The sequence below is a fragment of the Williamsia sp. 1135 genome, from assembly GCF_002095395.1.
Classification (GTDB): domain Bacteria; phylum Actinomycetota; class Actinomycetes; order Mycobacteriales; family Mycobacteriaceae; genus Williamsia.
On record NZ_MJEI01000048.1, the window covers coordinates 1 to 19,185 of the forward strand.

Annotated in this window: 20 protein-coding genes; 13 read left to right on the forward strand and 7 right to left on the reverse strand. The window is 64.2% G+C overall.

Translation table 11 applies throughout. The annotated features are described in order from the left end of the window. Positions 1 to 30: 30 nt before the first annotated feature. The gene (locus tag BFL43_RS01645) at positions 31 to 1,173 is read right to left on the reverse strand and encodes an IS630 family transposase (protein ID WP_084889713.1); all 1,143 of its coding nucleotides are present in this window, start codon (positions 1,171 to 1,173) and stop codon (positions 31 to 33) included. A 100-nt stretch (positions 1,174 to 1,273) separates the two neighbouring features. On the opposite strand from BFL43_RS01645, the gene BFL43_RS01650 reads away from it, so the two are divergent. The 5 genes from BFL43_RS01650 (at position 1,274) to BFL43_RS01670 (ending at position 5,585) form a co-directional block, all read left to right on the forward strand. Continuing rightward, positions 1,274 to 1,621, forward strand: coding sequence for a hypothetical protein (locus BFL43_RS01650; protein ID WP_084889720.1), 348 nt, complete (start codon positions 1,274 to 1,276; stop codon positions 1,619 to 1,621). 98 nt (positions 1,622 to 1,719) lie between these two features. Beyond that, a complete protein-coding gene (locus tag BFL43_RS01655; protein ID WP_084890186.1) occupies positions 1,720 to 2,841 on the forward strand; it encodes a beta-mannosidase in 1,122 nt (373 codons plus the stop codon). Between the two features lie 56 nt (positions 2,842 to 2,897). Beyond that, positions 2,898 to 3,389, forward strand: coding sequence for an SRPBCC family protein (locus BFL43_RS01660; protein WP_084890153.1), 492 nt, complete (start codon positions 2,898 to 2,900; stop codon positions 3,387 to 3,389). 113 nt (positions 3,390 to 3,502) lie between these two features. Further along, positions 3,503 to 4,000 carry a MarR family transcriptional regulator gene (locus BFL43_RS01665; RefSeq protein ID WP_084890188.1) on the forward strand — a complete coding sequence of 166 codons (498 nt, stop codon included), beginning with the start codon at positions 3,503 to 3,505 and terminating at the stop codon, positions 3,998 to 4,000. Positions 4,001 to 4,037: 37 nt separating this feature from the next. After that, positions 4,038 to 5,585, forward strand: coding sequence for an MDR family MFS transporter (locus tag BFL43_RS01670; protein WP_143695019.1), 1,548 nt, complete (start codon positions 4,038 to 4,040; stop codon positions 5,583 to 5,585). 75 nt (positions 5,586 to 5,660) lie between these two features. Here BFL43_RS01670 and BFL43_RS01675 read toward each other — a convergent pair whose 3' ends face one another. Then, the gene (locus BFL43_RS01675; protein WP_084890157.1) at positions 5,661 to 5,945 is read right to left on the reverse strand and encodes an antibiotic biosynthesis monooxygenase family protein; all 285 of its coding nucleotides are present in this window, start codon (positions 5,943 to 5,945) and stop codon (positions 5,661 to 5,663) included. 236 nt (positions 5,946 to 6,181) lie between these two features. On the opposite strand from BFL43_RS01675, the gene BFL43_RS01680 reads away from it, so the two are divergent. Continuing rightward, on the forward strand, positions 6,182 to 7,042 hold the full coding sequence (locus BFL43_RS01680; RefSeq protein ID WP_084890159.1) for an alpha/beta fold hydrolase: 861 nt from the start codon (positions 6,182 to 6,184) through the stop codon (positions 7,040 to 7,042). 2 nt (positions 7,043 to 7,044) lie between these two features. Here BFL43_RS01680 and BFL43_RS01685 read toward each other — a convergent pair whose 3' ends face one another. Beyond that, on the reverse strand, positions 7,045 to 7,488 hold the full coding sequence (locus tag BFL43_RS01685) for a MarR family winged helix-turn-helix transcriptional regulator (RefSeq protein WP_143695017.1): 444 nt from the start codon (positions 7,486 to 7,488) through the stop codon (positions 7,045 to 7,047). An 81-nt stretch (positions 7,489 to 7,569) separates the two neighbouring features. Here BFL43_RS01685 and BFL43_RS01690 point away from each other — a divergent pair, with 81 nt between their 5' ends. From BFL43_RS01690 to BFL43_RS01710, 5 genes are all read left to right on the forward strand, one after another. Continuing rightward, on the forward strand, positions 7,570 to 7,941 hold the full coding sequence (locus BFL43_RS01690) for a cupin domain-containing protein (protein ID WP_084890161.1): 372 nt from the start codon (positions 7,570 to 7,572) through the stop codon (positions 7,939 to 7,941). Positions 7,942 to 8,056: 115 nt separating this feature from the next. Continuing rightward, positions 8,057 to 9,523 carry an FAD-binding oxidoreductase gene (locus BFL43_RS01695; protein ID WP_084890163.1) on the forward strand — a complete coding sequence of 489 codons (1,467 nt, stop codon included), beginning with the start codon at positions 8,057 to 8,059 and terminating at the stop codon, positions 9,521 to 9,523. A gap of 103 nt (positions 9,524 to 9,626) precedes the next feature. Continuing rightward, positions 9,627 to 11,360, forward strand: a complete 1,734-nt coding sequence (locus BFL43_RS01700) for an ABC transporter ATP-binding protein (protein ID WP_084890165.1) — start codon at positions 9,627 to 9,629, stop codon at positions 11,358 to 11,360. Beyond that, a complete protein-coding gene (locus BFL43_RS01705; protein WP_084890166.1) occupies positions 11,357 to 13,309 on the forward strand; it encodes an ABC transporter ATP-binding protein in 1,953 nt (650 codons plus the stop codon). The genes BFL43_RS01700 and BFL43_RS01705 overlap by 4 nt, the downstream gene beginning before the upstream one ends. 136 nt (positions 13,310 to 13,445) lie before the next feature. Continuing rightward, positions 13,446 to 14,312, forward strand: a complete 867-nt coding sequence (locus tag BFL43_RS01710; protein ID WP_084890168.1) for a hypothetical protein — start codon at positions 13,446 to 13,448, stop codon at positions 14,310 to 14,312. 46 nt (positions 14,313 to 14,358) lie between these two features. Here BFL43_RS01710 and BFL43_RS01715 read toward each other — a convergent pair whose 3' ends face one another. From BFL43_RS01715 to BFL43_RS01730, 4 genes are all read right to left on the reverse strand, one after another. Next, positions 14,359 to 14,763: a nuclear transport factor 2 family protein gene (locus tag BFL43_RS01715; protein ID WP_084890176.1), complete on the reverse strand. Its 405-nt coding sequence runs from the start codon at positions 14,761 to 14,763 to the stop codon at positions 14,359 to 14,361. A 49-nt stretch (positions 14,764 to 14,812) separates the two neighbouring features. Further along, on the reverse strand, positions 14,813 to 16,291 hold the full coding sequence (locus BFL43_RS01720) for an alkaline phosphatase D family protein (RefSeq protein WP_240497994.1): 1,479 nt from the start codon (positions 16,289 to 16,291) through the stop codon (positions 14,813 to 14,815). A gap of 261 nt (positions 16,292 to 16,552) precedes the next feature. After that, complete coding sequence (locus BFL43_RS01725) at positions 16,553 to 16,978, reverse strand: SRPBCC domain-containing protein (protein WP_084890179.1); 426 nt, start codon at positions 16,976 to 16,978, stop codon at positions 16,553 to 16,555. Further along, positions 16,975 to 17,379, reverse strand: coding sequence for a RidA family protein (locus tag BFL43_RS01730; protein WP_084890181.1), 405 nt, complete (start codon positions 17,377 to 17,379; stop codon positions 16,975 to 16,977). The genes BFL43_RS01725 and BFL43_RS01730 overlap by 4 nt, the downstream gene beginning before the upstream one ends. 61 nt (positions 17,380 to 17,440) lie before the next feature. On the opposite strand from BFL43_RS01730, the gene BFL43_RS01735 reads away from it, so the two are divergent. Then, positions 17,441 to 18,382: a YafY family protein gene (locus BFL43_RS01735; RefSeq protein ID WP_084890184.1), complete on the forward strand. Its 942-nt coding sequence runs from the start codon at positions 17,441 to 17,443 to the stop codon at positions 18,380 to 18,382. 100 nt (positions 18,383 to 18,482) lie between these two features. Then, positions 18,483 to 18,959 carry a hypothetical protein gene (locus tag BFL43_RS01740; RefSeq protein ID WP_084889796.1) on the forward strand — a complete coding sequence of 159 codons (477 nt, stop codon included), beginning with the start codon at positions 18,483 to 18,485 and terminating at the stop codon, positions 18,957 to 18,959. Positions 18,960 to 19,185 lie beyond the last annotated feature (226 nt).

Sequence of the window (19,185 nt, forward strand, 5' to 3'; positions counted from 1 at the left end):
AGTGGTCTGAGCCGTTAGTTCGTCGGGGGGTCATGCCGCCTCGCTGCTTTGATCGATCAGTTTGAGTTGGCGGTGGAGGTCCCGGCGGGTGTATTTCCAGGCGAAGGGTTCGGCGGTGCGGTTGTAGCGTTCGGCGAAGGTGTGCAACCGGTTCTCGACTGAGGTGAGGTCGGGAAAGTCATTGGGCGTGAGGACTTTGCGTTGGACGATGGAAAAGTAGATCTCGACTTGGTTGAGCCATGATGCGTGCACCGGGGTGTGCACCATGACCGCGTTCGGGTATCGGGCGGTGAGGCGGTCGATCGATGCTTGTCCGCGGTGCGAGGAGCCGTTGTCGACGACCCAAAACACCCGGTCGGCGGACGCGTACGGTTCGCTCGTCATGACCTGATCGACGAGGGCGGTGAACTCGGTGATGCCGGTGCTTTGCTCGCAGCGGCCGAAGACCCGTGCGGTGTGGACGTCGTAGGCAGCGAGGTAGGTGAGCGCGCCGCGGCGGCGGTAGTCGTGGCTGACGCGCATCGGGCGACCTGGTGCGGCGGCGGTGGTGCGGTGGCAGCGGTCGCGGGCTTGGATCGACGGCTTTTCATCGGCCGAGATCACAAACTCGTTGCTGCCCAACGGTTTGCCTGCGTAGCGGCGTGCGTACAGGTCGAGAACGACAGATGCTCTCATCTCGAAGTTCGGGTCGCGGGCGGCGATCCAGGAGCGATGCTGCCACGGTTTGAGCGCATCCTCGTCCAGCCACCGGCGCACCGTCGACACCGAGACGGTCATGCCGTCGCGTGCGAGTTGGGCGGCGAGTTCCGGGGTGGACCACCGTGCGATCGGAATATCGTGATCGGCCGGGATCTGACACGCCCACGCTTTCACTGCAGCGATGTCAGCGGGGGTGTAGATCGGTGGCCGGCCCGACCGTGGTGCGTCGGCGAGGGCATCGATACCGTGATGGTGGAACCGGCTGCGCCACTTACGGACCGTGTCGGGATGAACGTCGAGTTCGATGGCGATACTTGCGTTGGTGCAGCCGTCCGCGGCGAGCAGCACGATCAGAGACCGCAGCACTGTCTTCTGCGGTGTCGACCCACACCTCACCCATGTTTCGAGAACCTGACGGTCGCTGGTGGACAGGACGATCACGCAGGCCGAGGGTCGAGCGGTTTTGTCACTCATGCCTCAAAAGGACACCTGAGTCACACCTGTCTCGGGCCGCGGCACGCCGATGATCCGCGAAATGTTGGGTGGACCACACGGATCGGGCACGATCGGATGCGTGCCGACACCACCGGAATCGACGAAAAGCTCACTGCGCCTCAAGCTCAGCGGCCACGCCCGAACGAGGTGGCCGCAACTCGCGCGAGTCAACGTCCGATTTCGTGGCGCGTTCGCCTACGTCGACGGTGTACTACCGGACGAGTCGGTCCTGGTGTTGATGCGGCTGCGATACAACGGCTCCGCTAGCAGATGGGGCTTCGCGATCCACCTCGCGTCCAAGGGCAAGTACGAAGATTCGCTGCTGCCTACAGGCGACTTCACCGGCAGCCCTGAAGACGCACTCGACACCGCATGCGGGCTCTACCTCGGCGACCCGACAGCCTGGCAAATACCCCCGACGAACTAACGGCTCAGACCACTTAGGCGAGAGCCATCTGAACGCCTTTTCTGTCCAACTGTGCAAATATGAGCTTCACGGTCACACGGTCGGCTGAAGGGCAGATGATGAGAACTTTCACGGCTCGACGAGCGGCCACGACATTCCTGGCCGTGTTCGTGGTGGTTGCGGCCTGCCTGACGGGCGCTGGTGCCGCCGGAGCCGACCCCGGGCCGGCTCGCGTGCAGGCCACGCCGACGGGGCTCACCCTCGACGGCCACGATTGGTGGCCGAGTGGGTTCAACGCCTACCAGCTCGCGACCGATTGGTCGGTGAACGCCGGATGCGGCGCCATGGTGGACCTCGACGAGTACTTCGGATCCCTCGAGCCACAGTCGTTGACCCGGTTCAACGCATTCCAGCGACTTGCCGTCAACAAGTACACCGGACAACTCGATTTCGGGCCCATGGACGCCGTGTTCGCCGCCGCGGCACGGCACGATCAACTGCTGGTTCCGGTGCTCTCCGCCGGAGACGGCGCCTGCGAGGACGAGGCCTTCAAGGACCGGCAGTGGTACCAGAGCGGCTGGGAGACGGCCGTTCCGGCGGGATCGCCGGTCCGATTCGATCAGTGGGTGCAGACCGCGGTCAACCGGTGGAAATCCTCGTCGGCGCTCGCCGGGTGGGAGCTGGTCGGAGAACCGGAGCCGGGTCTGTGTTCCGCCACGGGATGTTCATGGCAGACAAGAAGTTGTCCAGCCGACTCCGGCGCGGTGTTGCGTACCTTCTTCGATGAGGCCGGTGCCCTGATTCGCGGAATCGATCAGTCCACCCCGATCTGGGCAGGCCTGATCGGTGGTGGGCAGTGCGGATCGGCGGGAGACGACTACCGGCTGGTCAACGCTTCCGCCGCCGTGGACGTCCTCGAATACCACGACTACGGCGCGGACGCGGTGCCGCTTCCCGGTGACGTGTGGAATGGATTGCAGACGCACATTCTGCAGGCCGAACTGCTGGGTAAGCCATTGGTGGTCGCCGAGATCGGACAAAACGCCGGATCCTGCGGCTCGGTGGTAGGGCGGGCCGCCGACTTCGAGACGAAGGTCGACGGGCAACGGCAGGCGGGAACTGCGGGAGCGTTGTTCTGGGCGTTCGTACCCGATCCGCGTCCAGGGGAGTGCACCTTCGACATCGGACCCGACGACCCGGTCTTTGATCTCGTCGAGGACCTCAACACGGTCTCGAACTGACTTGCCTGCGGCGACGACCGCGTTTGGCGTCGGGCCGGGAAGGCTAGCCTGCCGGTATGACCAATGACCGCTTGGACGTCCAGCGCGTGATCGCCGCCAGCCCCTCCGACATCTTCGCCGTGCTGAGCGATCCGCAGGGCCACGTCGCCATCGACGCGTCGGGCATGCTGATGGACGCCACCGGTGAGCGGGTCAGGGCGGCGGGCGACACGTTCGTCGTCCACATGGACCGAGAAGCCCTCGGCGACTTCCCGATGGGAAAGTACGACGTCACGGTCACCATCGCATCGCTCGTTCCCGATCAAGAGATCTCTTGGACAATTCTCGGCCGCGTACGGCCGCAGATCGGTCATGTCTACGGATACAGGTTGGAGCCCGCCGACGACGGCGCCACGACGGTCACGTCCTTCTATGACTGGTCGGAGATTCACGAGGAGTGGCGCGAGAAGGGGATCTTCCCGGTAATCGCCGAGGAGTCCCTGCGCGCAACCCTGGGCATCCTGGACCGGACGGTTCGGCGGGGATATCCGCTGGCAACAGCCAGATAAATTTCTAGTCCGACGCCGCGGGAATAGCTGCTCGAACCACTTAGTTGAGTAGTGCATGTAACTAATATATAGTTGCATAGCGCAATCAATTAAGTGGAAGTGAGGTGGCGTTCATGTCGGTGTCACCGCAGACGGCACAGGAGCTCGTCGAGGACCTGCACCTCGTCGGTCGCGTACTCCGTGGGGCCCTGGTGTCTCCCGATTACAGTGCTCTGCATCCTGGTGGACTCGGCGTGCTCGTAGCCCTGGAGAGCAAAGGCCACTGCCGCCAGAACGAGTTGGCTGCCGACCTCTGCATCAGCCAGTCCGCGCTGAGCAGACACATCACCGACCTGGTGCACGCGGGGTTCGCCGACAGGCGACCAGACCCCGGAGACGGGCGCGCAACCCAGATCAAGGTCACCGACGAGGGGATGGCGCTGCTCGAACGAACCAGGGCGGCCATGGCTCTCGAACTGCAGGCGGTGCTCGCCGACTGGACAGAGTCCGACGCCCGCGCCGCACATCACACGATCCACAAACTCAAGCAGTCATTGACAAAGCATGCGCATCGCTCGTCAGAGCCGGAGCACATGCCGCATCTCAAAGAAAGTCAGGAAGTACATGTCTAGTTCAACAATGGTGGTGGAAAAGCGTGATCCACTGGCGATGACCCACCGCCAAATTCTGGAGTCGATGGTCGGATTGCTCGCCGCGCTTTTCACGGCACTGTTGAGCACGACGATCGTCGCCACCGCGTTGCCGACGATCATCGGCGACCTCAAGGGCTCGCAGACCGCGTATGCGTGGGTCATCACCACGGCGCTCCTCGCGAATGCCGCCTCGACGCCCATCTGGGGCAAGCTCGCCGACATCTTCAACAAGAAGGTGCTGGTGCAGTCGGCCATCGTGATCTTCGTGGTCGGCTCGATCATCGCCGGATTCGCGCACAACGTTCCGATCCTGTTGGCGGCCCGCGTGATTCAGGGCGTCGGCATGGGTGGTCTGACCGCGCTGGTGGTGGCCATCATCGGCAGCATCGTCTCGCCGCGTGAACGCGGCCGCTACTCGGGCTACATGGGTGCCACCATGGCGGTGTCGATGTCAGGTGGACCAATCCTCGGCGGCGTGATCGTCGACAGCCCGCTCGGCTGGCGCTGGTGCTTCTTCGTGTGCGTGCCGCTGGCCGTGATCGCCCTCTTCCTGCTGCAGAAGACCCTCAAGATCAAGACAGAACGCCAAGCGAACGTGTCCATCGACTGGCTCGGCGCCACCCTCATGACCGCGGGCATCTCCGTCCTGCTGATCTGGGTCTCGTTTGCCGGCAAGGCCGGATACTACGGCTGGTTCTCCAAGGAATCGGCACTCTACGTCGCAGGCGGTCTACTGCTCCTGCTCGCAACTGTGTTCGTCGAATCGAAGGTCAAGTCGCCGATCATCCCGCTCAAGATCGTCACCGAGCGCACCACGGGTCTCGCGATTATCGCCTCCATCGCGGTCGGCATGGGAATGTTCGGCTCGACGACCTTCCTCGGTCAGTACTTCCAGACCGCGCGGGGATTCTCTCCGACAATCGCCGGTGTGCTGTCGATTCCGCTCGTGGTCGGCATGTTGATCGCCTCGGTCGGCTCGGGCCAACTGATCAGCCGCTTCGGTAAGTGGAAGCCGTTCGTGATCACCGGTGCAATTCTCCTGATCCTGGGGTTCGGCATGCTCGGCACCATCGACCACGCGACCAACCTGTGGCTTGTCGGCGCATTCACCCTGGTCGTCGGACTCGGAGTGGGCATGCTGATGCAGAACCTCGTTCTCGTCGTGCAGAACACCGTGAGTGTCCACAACATCGGCGCGGCATCGAGCAACGTGGCGTTCTTCCGCACGTTCGGCGGCGCCATCGGGGTGTCCGTTCTCGGTTCGGTGCTTGCGACCCGCGTCGCGGATCTGTCCTCGGGCGGCCTGGCCAAGCTCGGGATCACCGGATCGTCGTCGGGTGGCAGCCTCGACATCGGAGCGCTCCCCGGACCGGTCCAGGAGATCATCCGCGCGTCGTACGGCGACGCGACGGGCCGGATCTTCCTGATCGCTGCGGCCGCCGCGGTGGTGGCCCTCATCGCGGTCGCATTGCTGCCGAACCGGCCGCTGCGCCGGACGATCGACATCGAACCTGATCTCGACCCGATGAAGGCCGAGTCGGACCGCGACACCGTCGGGGTCTGATCGACCGACGATCTCATTCGGCGAAGACGCCCCACATCACGTGGGGCGTCTTCGTGTGTCCGGGGCGGGTGCAACTCAGAGCCGGATCTCCCGGTCGCAGATGTACTCTCGGACGTCGGCCCCCAGAATCTGCGCACTTTGATCATCGCCGGTGCCATCGCCCCGAAACGCGTCGAGTTCTGTTCTCCCGCTCCACCGCTCGTATACGTTGATCCGCCCGTCCTCGAGCGGATCGGCCGACAGATGAAAGTCGAGACAGCCTTCGCTCGAGCGGGCCGCCACGATCACCTCCCGGCAGGTGTCCAGGTAGGCGGCACGACCCTCGGGTGCCACGCACAGCGATCCGGCGACAATGATCATGATGAATCTCCTCGGAGGTTGACGATCTGTATGAACAGACCGCGGCGGGGTCGCAATCTCATCGCTGCTCCGGTGGTGGGGCTTGCCGCCGCGCGGGCTTTGTGATCGAGTCGGCCCTGCCCATGTAGGTGTGGTTTCGGGTATTTCAGTCAGTTGGGGCGCGTGCACCGCGCTTGCATGCGCGTAGGTTGAAGCGCAACCGGCGGGATCAGATGACGACAGGGGAGTGACGTCACATGAACGAGTTCAGTCACATGGATCTACACGGAGATCGCGTCGCCTATCGCGACGAGGGCACGGGCCCTGTACTCCTGCTGATCCACGGCATGGCGGGGAGTTCGCGAACCTGGGACGCGGTATTGCCCGAGCTCGCGAAGAAGTACCGAGTCATCGCACCGGATCTGCCGGGACATGGTGATTCGGCCAAACCGCGCGGCGACTACTCGCTCGGCGCCTTCGCGGCGTTTCTTCGCGATCTGCTGCGCGAACTCGACGTCGATTCGGCGACGATCGTCGGCCAATCGCTCGGCGGTGGTGTTGCGATGCAGTTCACCTACCAGCACCCCGAATATTGCGAGCGGCTGATTCTCATCGGTAGTGGCGGCCTCGGTCCAGACGTGAACTGGACGCTACGGCTGTTGTCGGCCCCCGGTGCCGAGTTGGTGTTGCCGATTATCGCGCCCCGACCTGTTCTCGACGTCGGCAACAAGATTCGGTCTTGGCTGAGTTCGGCGGGTGTGCATTCTCCGCGTGCCGACGAGACCTGGCGCTCGTACTCGTCGCTGTCGGATCGGGAGACCAGACAGGCCTTCCTACGCACACTGCGTTCTGTGGTCGACTACCGCGGCCAGGCCGTATCCGCGATGAACCGGCTCTATCTCAACTCCGAGATGCCCACGCTGCTCATCTGGGGCGATCACGACAAGATCATCCCGGTGGCGCATGGTTACGCGGCGCACGAGGCGATTCCGGGCAGTCGCCTCGAGGTCTTGGAGGGCATCGGCCACTATCCACACGCGGAGGCGCCCGCTGCCGTGGTGAAGATCATCGACGACTTTCTGGATGTGGCGGCGGCCGAAGTGCGCAAGTTGAGCTGACGTCACCAGTTCGGACGCAACCGGCCAGGAGTGCCGAGGGTGTTCAGGGCGTCGGCCAGCGCGTCGAAGTGTGCCGCGGACAGCTGGCGTCGCCAGGTGTCCACGTGCTGCTCAGCAGCTTCCCGGGCTGCCGACGTCGCCGAGACGCCGCGCGGTGTCAAGGTCACGAGCTGGGCCCGGCCGTCTGAGGGGTCGACCTCTCTGGTGACATAGCCGTGGTCAACTAGGTAGGAGACCAGCTGAGCTGCAGCCTGTTTGGTGATCTCCAGTTGGGCTGCGAGACCGGATGCGGTGGTCGCACCCTGCGTCAACGCGCTGAATACGAAACCGTGCACCGGCCGGACATCGGAAAACCCCCGCTCCACCATTCCTGCTTGGATGCCGTCGACCAACTGGGTCGACAAGCGAAGAACGCTCGTTGCGGTCTGCCAATCGTTGTCGTTCACACGAATGAGTATGCCATCGACAGACAAGCCACTTGTCTATATGGTCAAGTCACTTGTCTAGTTTCTCACCAGGAGGTTTCGATGCCCATCATCCGACCGCACGAAGCGCAGCAGTTCGCTGCGCACGGCAGCACCTTCGCCTCCTATGTCAGTCCGAGGCGCGGCGCGAAAGAGCTGTGTGCGTGGAAGTTGACCGTGCCTGCCGGACAGATGGGTATTGCTCACCGGCCGAGCAACGAGGAAGTCCTGCTGGTGCTCGACGGTTCACTGTCCGTATCCCTGGACGGCGTGGTCGAGGAGGCGCGTGCCGGTGCCGTCATCGTCGTTCCTGCCGGCTCCGAGGTGAAAGTCGATGGCGGAGCAACGGATTCGAGCGCGTGGGTGACCACCACGCCGGGGTTGCAGGCGACGACGGTCGACGGAGCCGTCCTCTCGCCCCCGTGGGCACAGTGACCCGACACCCGTGCCGGCGCCTCGCGTTGCCCGATCGCTGATTCTGCGATATCTGTGCACGGCTCGCAGTTAGGCTCTGGGCAGTCGTCGGGCGACCCAAAGGACACTGCCGCACATGACACCTGGCGAACAGCCTGCCCGACATCTCACGCGCCGGCGACTCCTGCAGGGAACACTCGCCAGTGGCGTCGCCGTCGCCATCTCGGGTGGGGCGGGTTTCGCTGCCGCAGCGCCTCGCGCCGCCGACTGGACCGCGTTGGCGGCAGCACTGACCGGTCAGGTCATCCTGCCAGCGCAGAAACCCGCCTTCACCACGGCCAAACAGATCTTCAACACCCGTTACGACGGTTCCACGCCGGTGGCTGTGGTGGTGCCCAGGAACGTGTCGGACGTGCAGCGGGCGATGGCGTTTGCGGTCAGACACACACTGAAGATCGCCGGACGGAGCGGCGGCCATTCGTACACCGGCGCGTCTGCCGCCAACCGCACCATGATCCTGGACCTGCGCACACTCGATGGACAGATCAGCTTCGACGCAGGTACCGGTCTCGCCACGGTGCCGCCTGCGGCCACCCTGTACGGCGTCGCCAATGGTCTGGCGCAACAGGGTCGGGCGCTACCTGTCGGGACGTGCGCGACGGTTGGCGCGGCGGGGCTGACGCTCGGCGGCGGGCTCGGCGTAGATTCCCGGCAGTATGGGCTCACCTGCGACACCCTGACCGCGGCGACCGTGGTCTTACCCAGTGGAGACGTGGTCACCGCATCGCCGGGTAGCAACGACGATCTCTTCTGGGCGCTCCGAGGTGGTGGGGGTGGCAATTTCGGGATCGTCACCTCACTGATCTACCGGACCGCGCCGGCCGTGGACAGGGACATCGTTTCGCTGAGTTTCCCACCCGCGGCTGCCGCGACAGTCATCTCTGGCTGGCGCCGGTGGTTGGCCGCCGCGGAGCGATCTGCGTGGGCGAACGTCAACATCGGGTCCGATCGGCGAGGTGGGGTGACGGTCGGGGTGCTGTTGGTCTGTGCCGGCGGCGCCGGACGCCGGATCGCAGCCGACATCGCCGCCGCGGTCGGCATGACCCCGACCGGTGCCGACTACCAGACGCTCGACCCCATGGCAGCTTTTCTCCGGCTGTCCGGAGGCGCGACCCCTCCCCGGCACGGCTTCGTCGCCGGCTCCGACATCGTCGGACAGGTCACGGATGCAGTTGCGAACTCGATCGTCACTGCTGTGCGTAACCGGTCCAGAGCCGGTGGAGGCGGACTGGTGATCATCGATCCACTCGATGGTGCGATCGCTGATGTCGCCGCAGGCGGGACCGCGTTTCCCTGGCGCGCGCATGCGGCGAGTCTGCAGTGGTTCACCGATGTCGCGCCGGGAGGCTCCTACTCCTCGGCGACATCCTGGGTGTCGAGCGCCCACCGGACGATCGGCAAGGCCTCGGCCGGCGCATACGTCAACTACCTCGAGGCAGGCGTCGCGCCGGCACGGTACTTCGGCGGAAATCTGCCGAGACTGCAGACGATTCGCAAGAAGTACGATCCGGCGCGGACCCTCCACTCAGGAGTGGGCATCTGACCGGGGCCGGGTAATCGGGCAAACCAGGCGCCGGCGGTGCCGCTGTAATAACCATGCGCTCGTCGTCGGTGATCGTTGCTAACGTCATCAATGTGACTGCCCCATGCTGATCCGCCTGCTCCGCACCTACATGGGTCGCTACCGACGCGAACTGTTCGGCGTCGTCGTACTGCAACTCATCGCGACCGCGGCGATGCTGTACCTGCCGACCCTCAACGCCGACATCATCGACAACGGGGTTGCCCAGGGCGACACGTCTTACATCCTCGAGGTCGGCTTCTGGATGCTGATCGTCTCGCTCGTACAGGTTGTCGGATCGATCGCCTCGATGTATTTCGGTGCACGCGCAGCGCTCGGAGCAGGCCGCGACATCCGGCACGACCTGTTGCACCGCGTCGACAGCTTCTCCGCGCGGGAGGTCGGCGTCTTCGGCGCACCGTCTCTGATCACCCGCACCACCAACGACGTCCAGCAGGTGCAGATGCTCGGGGTGATGGCCTGCACGATCCTGGTGACGGCTCCGATCATGTGCATCGGCGGAATCGTCCTGGGCATCGGCGTCGGCGGCACACTGGCCTGGGTGCTCGTCGTCGCGGTGCCCATCCTCGGGGTGACCATGGCGGTGATCATCTACCGGATGATGCCGGGATTCCGGGCCATGCAGGCCCGGATCGACATCGTCAATCGGGTGCTGCGAGAACAGATCACCGGTATCCGCGTGGTCCGAGCGTTCGTTCGCGAGCGTCATGAACGCCGCCGGTTCGAACGGGCCAACGACGACCTCACCGACGCCGCGCTGCGCGTGGGTAGATTGCTTGCCCTGATGTTCCCTTCGGTTCTACTGATCAGCAACGTCACCATTGTGTTCATCATCTGGTTCGGTGGGCACCTGATCGAAGACGGAAAAGTAGAGATCGGCGCGCTGACCGCGATGATCGCCTACGTGATGCAGATCCTGATGGCGGTGATGATGGCCTCGTTCCTCGCGATGATGGCACCACGGGCATCTGTCTGTGCCGAACGAATCTACGAGGTTCTCGACACCGAGACGTCGGTGGTCTCCACCGACAAACCCGCGGTGCTGAGCGGGGCCGCCGCCACCGTCGAGATGCGGGCCGCGCGTTTCCAGTACCCGGGCGCCGACGATCCGGTGCTGCGCGACATCAGCTTTCGCGCCGAGCCGGGAACGACCACCGCGATCGTCGGGTCGACCGGTTCGGGCAAGACCACTCTGGTGGCACTGCTGCCGCGCTTGATCGACGTCACCGGTGGGGAAGTGCTCCTGGGCGGCGTCGACATCCGTGACCTCGATCCAGCGGCGCTGCGCGGCGAGATCGGCTTCGTACCGCAGAAGCCGTATCTGTTTTCCGGCACCATCGCCTCCAACCTCCGGTACGGAAAACTCGATGCCACCGAGGAGGAGATGTGGGCAGCGCTCACCGTCGCGCAAGCTGCAGACTTCGTGCGGGCGATGCCTGAGCAGTTGCAGACACCGGTGGCGCAAGGCGGAACGACGGTCTCCGGTGGGCAGCGGCAACGCCTGGCCATCGCCCGTGCGCTGATCAGGAAGCCGAACATCTACCTGTTCGATGATTCGTTCTCTGCGTTGGATCTACATACCGACGCGCGCCTGCGAGCCGCGCTGCGTCCGGCCACCCGCGACGCGTGCGTGATCATCGTGGCCCAACGCATCACGACCATCGCCGACGCCGATCAGATCGTCGTTCTCGACTGCGGTGCCGTCGTGGGTATCGGCACCCACGAGGAATTGTTGTCGTCGTGCCCGACGTATACGGAGATCGTCGAATCGCAACTCTCGGTGGAGGGTCGGGCGTGACGCGCCCGGGAGGCGGACCGCCGAATGCTGCGGTGCCCGGAGAAAAGGCCCGCGCCTTCGGTCCGTCGGTGAAGCGGCTGGTGGTTCTGCTCTCGACCCGCCGCGCCGCACTGCTGCTGGTGCTGGCGTGTGCAGTGGTGGCGGTGATCCTCAACGCCGTCGGGCCACTCATCCTCGGACATGCCACCGACCTCATCTTCAACGGTGTGGTCGGCGACCGATTGCCGGCCGGCGACACGAAAGACCAGGCCGTCGCCAGCCTGCGCCAGCAGGGCGACAACACCTTCGCCGACATGGTCTCGTCCATGGACGTGACCCCTGGTGTCGGTATCGATTTCAACGAGGTCGGTCGCGTGCTGATCTTCGTGCTCGCACTCTATGTCGGCTCATCTGTGCTGAGCTGGTTGATGGGCCGGCTGCTCAACGTCATCACCCAGCGCACGGTGCGGGAGATGCGCGCTGACGTCGAGAACAAGATCCACCGACTGCCGCTGAGCTACTTCGACGGCACGCAGCGCGGCGATCTGCTCAGCCGGGTGACCAACGACCTCGACAACGTCTCGCAGAGCTTGCAACAGACCATCGCGCAGTTGCTGAACTCGGTGCTGACGGTTGTCGCGATTCTCGTGATGATGATCTACATCTCGCCACTGCTGTCTCTGATCGCGATCGTGACCATTCCGTTGGCGGTGTTCGTCACAGCGCAGGTCGCGAAACGGTCCAAGCCGCATTTTCTCGCACAGTGGTCGAGTACAGGTCGACTCAATGGTCAGGTCGAGGAAGCCTTCACCGGGCACGAGGTCATCAAGGCATTCGGCATGCAGGCCGATGTGGAGGCCCGGTTCGACGAGCGTAACGAGAAGCTGTACGAATCGAGTTGGCGGGCACAGTTCATCTCCGGGATCATCATGCCCGCCATCATGTTTCTCGGAAACCTCAACTACGTCGCGGTGGCCGTGGTCGGTGGGCTACGGGTGGCATCGGGCTCGCTGAGCCTCGGTGACGTGCAGGCGTTCATCCAGTACTCACGACAGTTCACCCAGCCGCTCACCCAGATCGGGTCGATGTTCAACCTGATGCAGAGCGGGGTGGCGTCGGCGGAACGAATCTTCGACATCCTCGACGCGAAAGAGGAGGTGCCCGATCCAGACTCGCCGCGAAGCCCTGACTCGAACAAGGGCCTCATCACGTTCGACGACGTCTCGTTCCGGTACAGCCCCGATCGACCTCTGATCGAACAACTGTCGTTGGTCGCCAAGCCGGGGCACATGGTGGCGATCGTCGGGCCGACCGGTGCGGGGAAGACGACGTTGGTGAACCTGATCATGCGGTTCTACGATCTCGACTCCGGCACGATCAGTCTCGACGGCGTCGACACCTCGCTGATGACCCGGGACGACCTCCGGGAACGCACAGGGATGGTGCTGCAGGATTCTTGGTTGTTCGGCGGGTCCATCCGGGACAACATCGCCTACGGCGATCCCGATGCGGATGACGACGCGATCCTCGAAGCCGCGCGCGTGAGCCACGTCGATCACTTCGTGCGGATCCTGCCGGACGGTTATGACACGGTCATCGACGAAGAAGGCGGCGGCGTCAGTGCCGGCGAGAAGCAGCTCATCACGATAGCCAGGGCGTTCCTCGCCAAGCCCACACTGCTGATCCTCGACGAGGCGACCAGTTCGGTGGATACCAGAACCGAACTCCTCATCCAGAAGGCGATGGCTGCGCTGCGCACGGACCGGACGAGTTTCGTGATCGCGCACCGACTTTCGACGGTCAGGGATGCGGACACCATCCTCGTGATGGAGGCCGGGCGGATCGTGGAACAGGGTTCGCACGATGAATTGCTCGACAACCGCGGCCCGTACTACCGGCTGTACAACAGCCAGTTCGCGGGACCCATGGATGTCGACGAACTCGGTGACCCCGAGTTCTCGAAGTCCTGAACCACGCGTCCTCTTCGGAGGGCGCCCGCTTTGCGTTCGAGACTGCGGCTGTGAAGGGGTCTACTCGGCCGATTCCTTCATGTTCGCAGTCTCGGCGCAGGGGGAGCCTGGACGGCCCGGGCAACGTCGAATAGTCATGGGGAAGTTGGACAGGCCGTTCCGCGGTCGGGACGCGGTTGCACTCGGTCTGCTCACCACACACGACCTACGCAAGGACTTCGTAGCGGTCTTTCGCGGCGTATACGTTCGTAAAGGCACAGCGATCACCTTGCGGGTGAGAACCGAGGCGGCCGTCGTCTGGTCGGGTCCGCCTGTCGTCGTGATGGGTCTGGCCGCGGCGGCGCTGCACGGCAGCAAATGGGTGGACGACAAGGTGCCGATTGCGCTGAACAGGCCGGGGCACCGAGTTCCCTTCGGGCTCGTCGGGTCGAATGACCAGCTGTGCGACTCCGAGGTGTGCAGGCGGGCGGGCATGCTCGTGGGCTCCGCGGCACGGGTGGCGTTCGATCTCGGGCGCACGTTACCGCCGGATTCGGCGGTCGAGGCCCTCGACGCCCTGTTTCGCGCAACAAACCTGGGAGCCGCCGATGTCGAGGCGATCGTTGATCGTCACCCGGGGCTTCGAGGGCTCCGCCAACTGCGCACGGTGCTGTCGCTGGTCGACGCAGAGGCCGAGTCGCCCCGAGAAACCCGAACCAGGTTGCTGCTCATCAGGTCGGGACTACCTCGTCCCGAGACGCAGATCAAATTCCGAGATGGCCACGGCTACGTCCACACCAGACTCGACATGGGCTACCGCGAGTGGAAAGTCGGCGTCGAATACGACGGTGAACAACACTGGAGCGATCGCCGGCAACGATCCCGGGACATCGATAGGTTGGCCGAGCTAGAGGCCGCCGGCTGGCAAATCGTGCATGTCAGTGCCGAGCTGCTCGATGAGCGGCCCGCGGTGATCGTCGCCCGGGTTCGTGCGGCCCTCGCAGCGGCGAGACTGCGGCAATGAAGTGCCCTTCTCGGCCGATGGCTTCGTAGCGGCAGTCTCGATCGGGTTACGGGGCAAGTGTGAAGGAATGATGTTCGTGCGCAACGACCCAGCGTCCGCCTTCTTTGCGTAGACCGAGGGTCAACCGCAGCCTCCGATCGGGATGTGCGGCTCGACCCTCCGGAGTGTCGCACTGCAGCAACGCATACGCATAGGCAACCTCTCCTCCCGCGACGACCTCGAGTTCGTCTATGTCGAACGAGCCTCCGCCCGCCTGAAACTCGAAGAACGGTGGCCAGCAGTCGCGATACTCGTCGGCACCGCGGACGCCGCGTTCGGGCGGCGGCACATCGAACATCACGATGTCGGAGGCATGGTCCGCCATGACGGCGGCAAGGTCTCCGCGGTGCACCGCCTGGGTCCAGGTCTCGATCAGTGAGCGGATCTGCGCTGTGTCTTCTGTGTTCTGCATCGGCTGTCCTTTCCTCTCAACCAATACAGACTGCGTAGTGGGCGATCATTCATCGCCGAAACTCATCGACCTCGATGTCGGGGCGTCCGTCGGGGATTCTGACTGTCGCCCGACGCCGGAGTCCGGCGCCGGGGTCCGCCACCGAATCGGCGACGCGGAATTCTGCCTGCCAGTCCCGATGAGTGAGCCTGTTGAGGACGTACCCGCGCTGGGAGTTTCCGAATTTGACATGCGGTGAAGCAGCTTTGAGCAACTTGTCGCTCTCGTCGCTGTCTGCACCGTCGCCTCCAGACGAGATGGAAGTCCCGGCAAGTTCCACTCCGACGGTGGTGGCGGGACGCGTATAGGTCGATTTCAACTCAGAGACCACCGACCGGTGAATGTCGCCGACGATTGACACCAGATTGCCGACACCGCGTTCACGGGCCCCATCGAGTATTTGTGTGCGGGACGCCTCGTAGCCGCTCCACCCATCCATACTCACGGCACGGGCCCCGTTCCTGGTGCGCGCGAGATCGGCGATCGTCGTCTGATGGGCCAGCACGTTCCAGCGGGTGGTGCTCGATGCGAGACCGTCGAGCAGCCACTGCTGCTGGGCGGCACCGGTGATCGTGCGGTCGGACCGGGCCGTGAAGTCGTTCTGGGGTCCGTCGGTGTCGCCGTTGACCTGATCACTGCGATACTGGCGGGTGTCGAGCACGCTGAACTGGGCAATGTCACCGAAGGTGAAGCGTCGGTAGATTCGCATGTCCGCGCCGTTCGGCCTCAACTCGGCGCGGACGGGCGTGTTCTCCCACCACGCTTTGAAGGCTGACGCCCGGCGGTAGAGGAAGTCGGGTACGGGTACCGAGTCCTCGGAAATCCCGGCGGCCCAATTGTTTTCCACCTCGTGGTCGTCCATGGTGACGATGAACGGTGATGTCCGGTGCGCCTGCTGCAGGTGGGGATCGAGCTTGTACAGCGCGTACCGCTCGCGGTAGTCATCGAGGCTGGTCATCTCCGAGTGCGCTGATTGCGGCAGGGCGGTGGTGTTCCGCTGCCCGCCGCGGGTCGGAATCGCTTTCTCGTACACGTAGTCACCGAGGTGGAAGACGACATCGGGAGCGGCCGCCGCCATGTCGGCGTATGCATTGAAGAAGCCGTCGCCCCACGACTGACACGACGCCCAGGCAAACGTCAGTGCCCGGGTGGTGCCCGCTGTCGGCGGTGCGGTTCGGGTGCGACCGACATCGGAGATGTGGCCGGCCGCACGGAAACGATAGAAGTAGTCGCTTGCCGGCTCGAGCCCGCGCACGTCGACGTGAACACTGTGTCCGTCTGCTGGTGTCGCCAGCTCGATGCCACGTTTCAGTACTCGGCGAAAGCTGCTGTCCAGAGCCAATTCCCACTCCACAGGAATTGGGATGTCGGTCATGCCGCCATGTGGAGCAAGGGGTGCGGACGCAAGGCGCGTCCATAGGACGACGGCATCGGGGAGTGGATCACCTGAAGCCACCCCGAGAGTGAACAGATGATCACCGTGGTTCATCGGCGCGGGGTACGCGGCAGGTGCTTCGATCAGACCGGGAGTGAAGGCCAGCGCACTGGCGACACCCGTCCAGGTGAGGAACGTGCGACGTGAGATTCCGGATCGAAGGGTCTTGTCGGGACTGATTCGAAGCGTGTTCGGCACAGGCGCAGCAGATCAAGGCGACCTGTCATCGCCGAGACATCGAGGTGAAGGTCGATCAAAAGATGATCGACGACCCGATGTCGTCGCAAGCCACAGTCGGCGTCGAGAGGCCGGCGCTCAGCTGTCTTCGTGGTCCAGCCCTGCGACCACCGCCGCCATCACAGCACGCCAGTGCGTCCGCTGCTGCTCTCGTTCGTCGGAGCTGACCAGCCGTTCCTGGTGAAAGCGGATGACTGTCTTGTGGTTGCCCTCGGGTGTCACCGTGACCTGAACGATGGTCTCGTGGTCCCAATCCCGGGGTTGCCAGGTGAGCCGGATTCGTTCTTCGCGGTGAAAACTTCTTGTCTCACCGGTGGTTCCTTCGGTGGTCTCGTACTGCAGACCCTTTTCGTGCCGCAGTCGGACGCCGTGGCCGAGCCACACCGCGGTCCCCGCGTCGGAGGTGAGGAAGTCCCAGACCACTTCGAGCGGATGACCGACAGTCTTCGAGACACCGATCTGCCACCCGGCATCTCGGGTGTGCCCGGTCTGCCTGCTCGTCACCGCTGCACTGCGGCGACGGCAGCCAGTTCGACCAGCGCGCCGGGCACCCCAAGCGCCGGCACCATCGCTGCGGTGATCAGCGGTGGATCGCTGTTCGGGTCCAGGGACTGAGCCGCGACGGTGTATCCGGCCGTGAGGTCGATGCCATCGACTGCGTAGAGCGTCAGACTGACCACGTCGGACATGTCCGCACCTGCGGCCGCCAGGGCGGTTTTCAGGTTGGCCATGACCTGTGCGGTCTGGGCCCCCACGTCGTTTCCGCCCACGAGTGCCCCGTTCTGGTCGACCGCGTTCTGGCCGCCGACGAGGATGGTGGTGGCACCTGGTGGGATGACCGCGACGTGACTGAATGCTGGGCTGTTGACCAGCCCTTCCGGTTTGAGCAGCTTGATTGAGTCCATGTTCCGACCGTAAACGAATACCCTGCCAAGAACTGTCAGGGTTTGGCATCATATTCGTGTCATGTCCACTCCCACCGGCCGCCGTCTCCAAACGCTGGCGATCCTGCAGTCGAACCCGGGCATCAGCGCGGGCAGGCTCGCCGAGCGTCTGAACGTCACCGAGCGCACCGCGCGCCGTGACGTCGAACATCTTCGGGAGCTCGGGTATCGCATCGATGCCGAAGCAGGCCGATTCGGTGGGTACACACTGTCATCGGGTACTGCGAGCCCTCCGCTGGTGCTCGACGCCGACGAATCTCTCGCGGTGGCTCTCGGGCTGCAATCTTCGGTCGGGGTCGGCGGACTGGCGCCCGCTGCGGTGACTGCACTGGCCAAACTCACCGAGACGATGCCGGCACGCCTGCGAGGGCGTTTCGAGGCGGTGGCGGCGGCCGAAACGGTCGCCGGCGATGAAGCGCGGTCGGCGGATGCGGGGGTGCTCGTCGCGCTGGCACTCGCCTGTCGCGTGGGGGAGGGGGTGCGGTTTCGACATCGCAGGCGATCCGACGAACCCGGGCGTGCCCGCGACGTCCAGCCGGAGCAATTGGTCCGCTCCGGAGGACGGTGGTATCTCGTCGGCAATGAGCGGGGGACAGACCGCTGGCAGGCCTATGCCCTCGATCGCATCAGCGAGGTCCGGCCGCTGGGTACGAAGTTCAGGGGGCCGCCTCCGCCGCAGGATGCAGCGGCATTCGTGGCCGGCAGCCTCGCCCACGGATGGCGCCACAGTATCCGGGTGCGGGTATACCTCTCGGGCGACGAAGTGCGGAAGATGGTTCGCCCGTCGGTCGGTTCGATCACCGACGAGGGCGACGACTGCGTCCTCTCTCTCGGTGCTGACGACCTCGACTGGGCGGCACGGTGGCTTGTCTATCTCAACGTCGATTTCGACGTGTTGGAGCCCACCGAACTCATCGACCGATTGCACGCTCTGGGATCTTGGGTCGCTGCCCGCTATCGGTGACAGAAGCACACACACTAGCCATGATCACCTGTTGCACCCTCCCTGCCACCCTGGTTGTAAGACAGCAGGAGTGGTAGGGGTGGTGGGGATGGAGTGTGACATGGATTTGTTGAGTACCCCGATCGATATCCCGATTGGACGGTCAGCGAAAGGGCGCCGTTCGTTCCCGATTGCGTTCCGGATTGCGTTCTTGCAGCGCTGGGATCTTGCGGTGCAGCGCGGCGCGAAAACCCAGTTGATGCGCGAGTACAACTTGACCAGGGCGACCGTGCGAGAGTGGTTAGAGGCCCGCGAGTCCGGTGCGTTCAGTGACTCGATGGTCGCTGCCGCCGCCAAGACGAGGGACCGCATGGACAGTCAAGACCGCGCTGAGCTGGCCCGGTTGCGCGCCAAAGTCGCCCGGTTGGAGAAGAAGAACGACCAGTCCGAGGCGGCGTTGGAGATCATGGGAAAAGCCTTCGAGCTCTTGGACGGGATCACCAAGAGCTCGACCCAGGACGAGGGTCCGCAGATCCCACCAGCTTTGATGAGCGCCGAGCAGTACCAGGCCTGGCTCAAGCGACATCATCTGTCCTGATCGAGCTGGTCACCGCACTGACCGCCCATACCTGGATTGGGGTCACAGCGGCGTGTGATCTGACCGGCGTGGCCCGCTCGACCTACTACCGGATCACCCGGGGATACAAGCACTACACGCCCGTTGAAGACCCGACCCCGCAGTCTCAGAGGTTTCAGCCGGCGGCGTTGGCCACCGAGGAACAAGAGGCCGTTCTGGAGATTTTGAATCGGGAGGATTACTCGGA

What these genes read in the sequence shown, in the direction of transcription:
- BFL43_RS01655 (WP_084890186.1), top strand. Translation starts at nt 1,720, where the DNA reads ATGAGAACTTTCACGGCTCGACGAGCGGCCACGACATTCCTGGCCGTG.
- BFL43_RS01670 (WP_143695019.1), top strand. Translation starts at nt 4,038, where the DNA reads ATGACCCACCGCCAAATTCTGGAGTCGATGGTCGGATTGCTCGCCGCG.
- BFL43_RS01695 (WP_084890163.1), top strand. Translation starts at nt 8,057, where the DNA reads ATGACACCTGGCGAACAGCCTGCCCGACATCTCACGCGCCGGCGACTC.
- BFL43_RS01715 (WP_084890176.1), bottom strand. Translation starts at nt 14,763, where the DNA reads ATGCAGAACACAGAAGACACAGCGCAGATCCGCTCACTGATCGAGACC.
- BFL43_RS01680 (WP_084890159.1), top strand. Translation starts at nt 6,182, where the DNA reads ATGAACGAGTTCAGTCACATGGATCTACACGGAGATCGCGTCGCCTAT.
- BFL43_RS01735 (WP_084890184.1), top strand. Translation starts at nt 17,441, where the DNA reads ATGTCCACTCCCACCGGCCGCCGTCTCCAAACGCTGGCGATCCTGCAG.
- BFL43_RS01645 (WP_084889713.1), bottom strand. Translation starts at nt 1,173, where the DNA reads ATGAGTGACAAAACCGCTCGACCCTCGGCCTGCGTGATCGTCCTGTCC.
- BFL43_RS01730 (WP_084890181.1), bottom strand. Translation starts at nt 17,379, where the DNA reads ATGGACTCAATCAAGCTGCTCAAACCGGAAGGGCTGGTCAACAGCCCA.
- BFL43_RS01720 (WP_240497994.1), bottom strand. Translation starts at nt 16,291, where the DNA reads ATGAACCACGGTGATCATCTGTTCACTCTCGGGGTGGCTTCAGGTGAT.
- BFL43_RS01690 (WP_084890161.1), top strand. Translation starts at nt 7,570, where the DNA reads ATGCCCATCATCCGACCGCACGAAGCGCAGCAGTTCGCTGCGCACGGC.
- BFL43_RS01675 (WP_084890157.1), bottom strand. Translation starts at nt 5,945, where the DNA reads ATGATCATTGTCGCCGGATCGCTGTGCGTGGCACCCGAGGGTCGTGCC.
- BFL43_RS01700 (WP_084890165.1), top strand. Translation starts at nt 9,627, where the DNA reads ATGCTGATCCGCCTGCTCCGCACCTACATGGGTCGCTACCGACGCGAA.
- BFL43_RS01710 (WP_084890168.1), top strand. Translation starts at nt 13,446, where the DNA reads ATGGGGAAGTTGGACAGGCCGTTCCGCGGTCGGGACGCGGTTGCACTC.
- BFL43_RS01740 (WP_084889796.1), top strand. Translation starts at nt 18,483, where the DNA reads ATGGATTTGTTGAGTACCCCGATCGATATCCCGATTGGACGGTCAGCG.
- BFL43_RS01665 (WP_084890188.1), top strand. Translation starts at nt 3,503, where the DNA reads ATGTCGGTGTCACCGCAGACGGCACAGGAGCTCGTCGAGGACCTGCAC.
- BFL43_RS01660 (WP_084890153.1), top strand. Translation starts at nt 2,898, where the DNA reads ATGACCAATGACCGCTTGGACGTCCAGCGCGTGATCGCCGCCAGCCCC.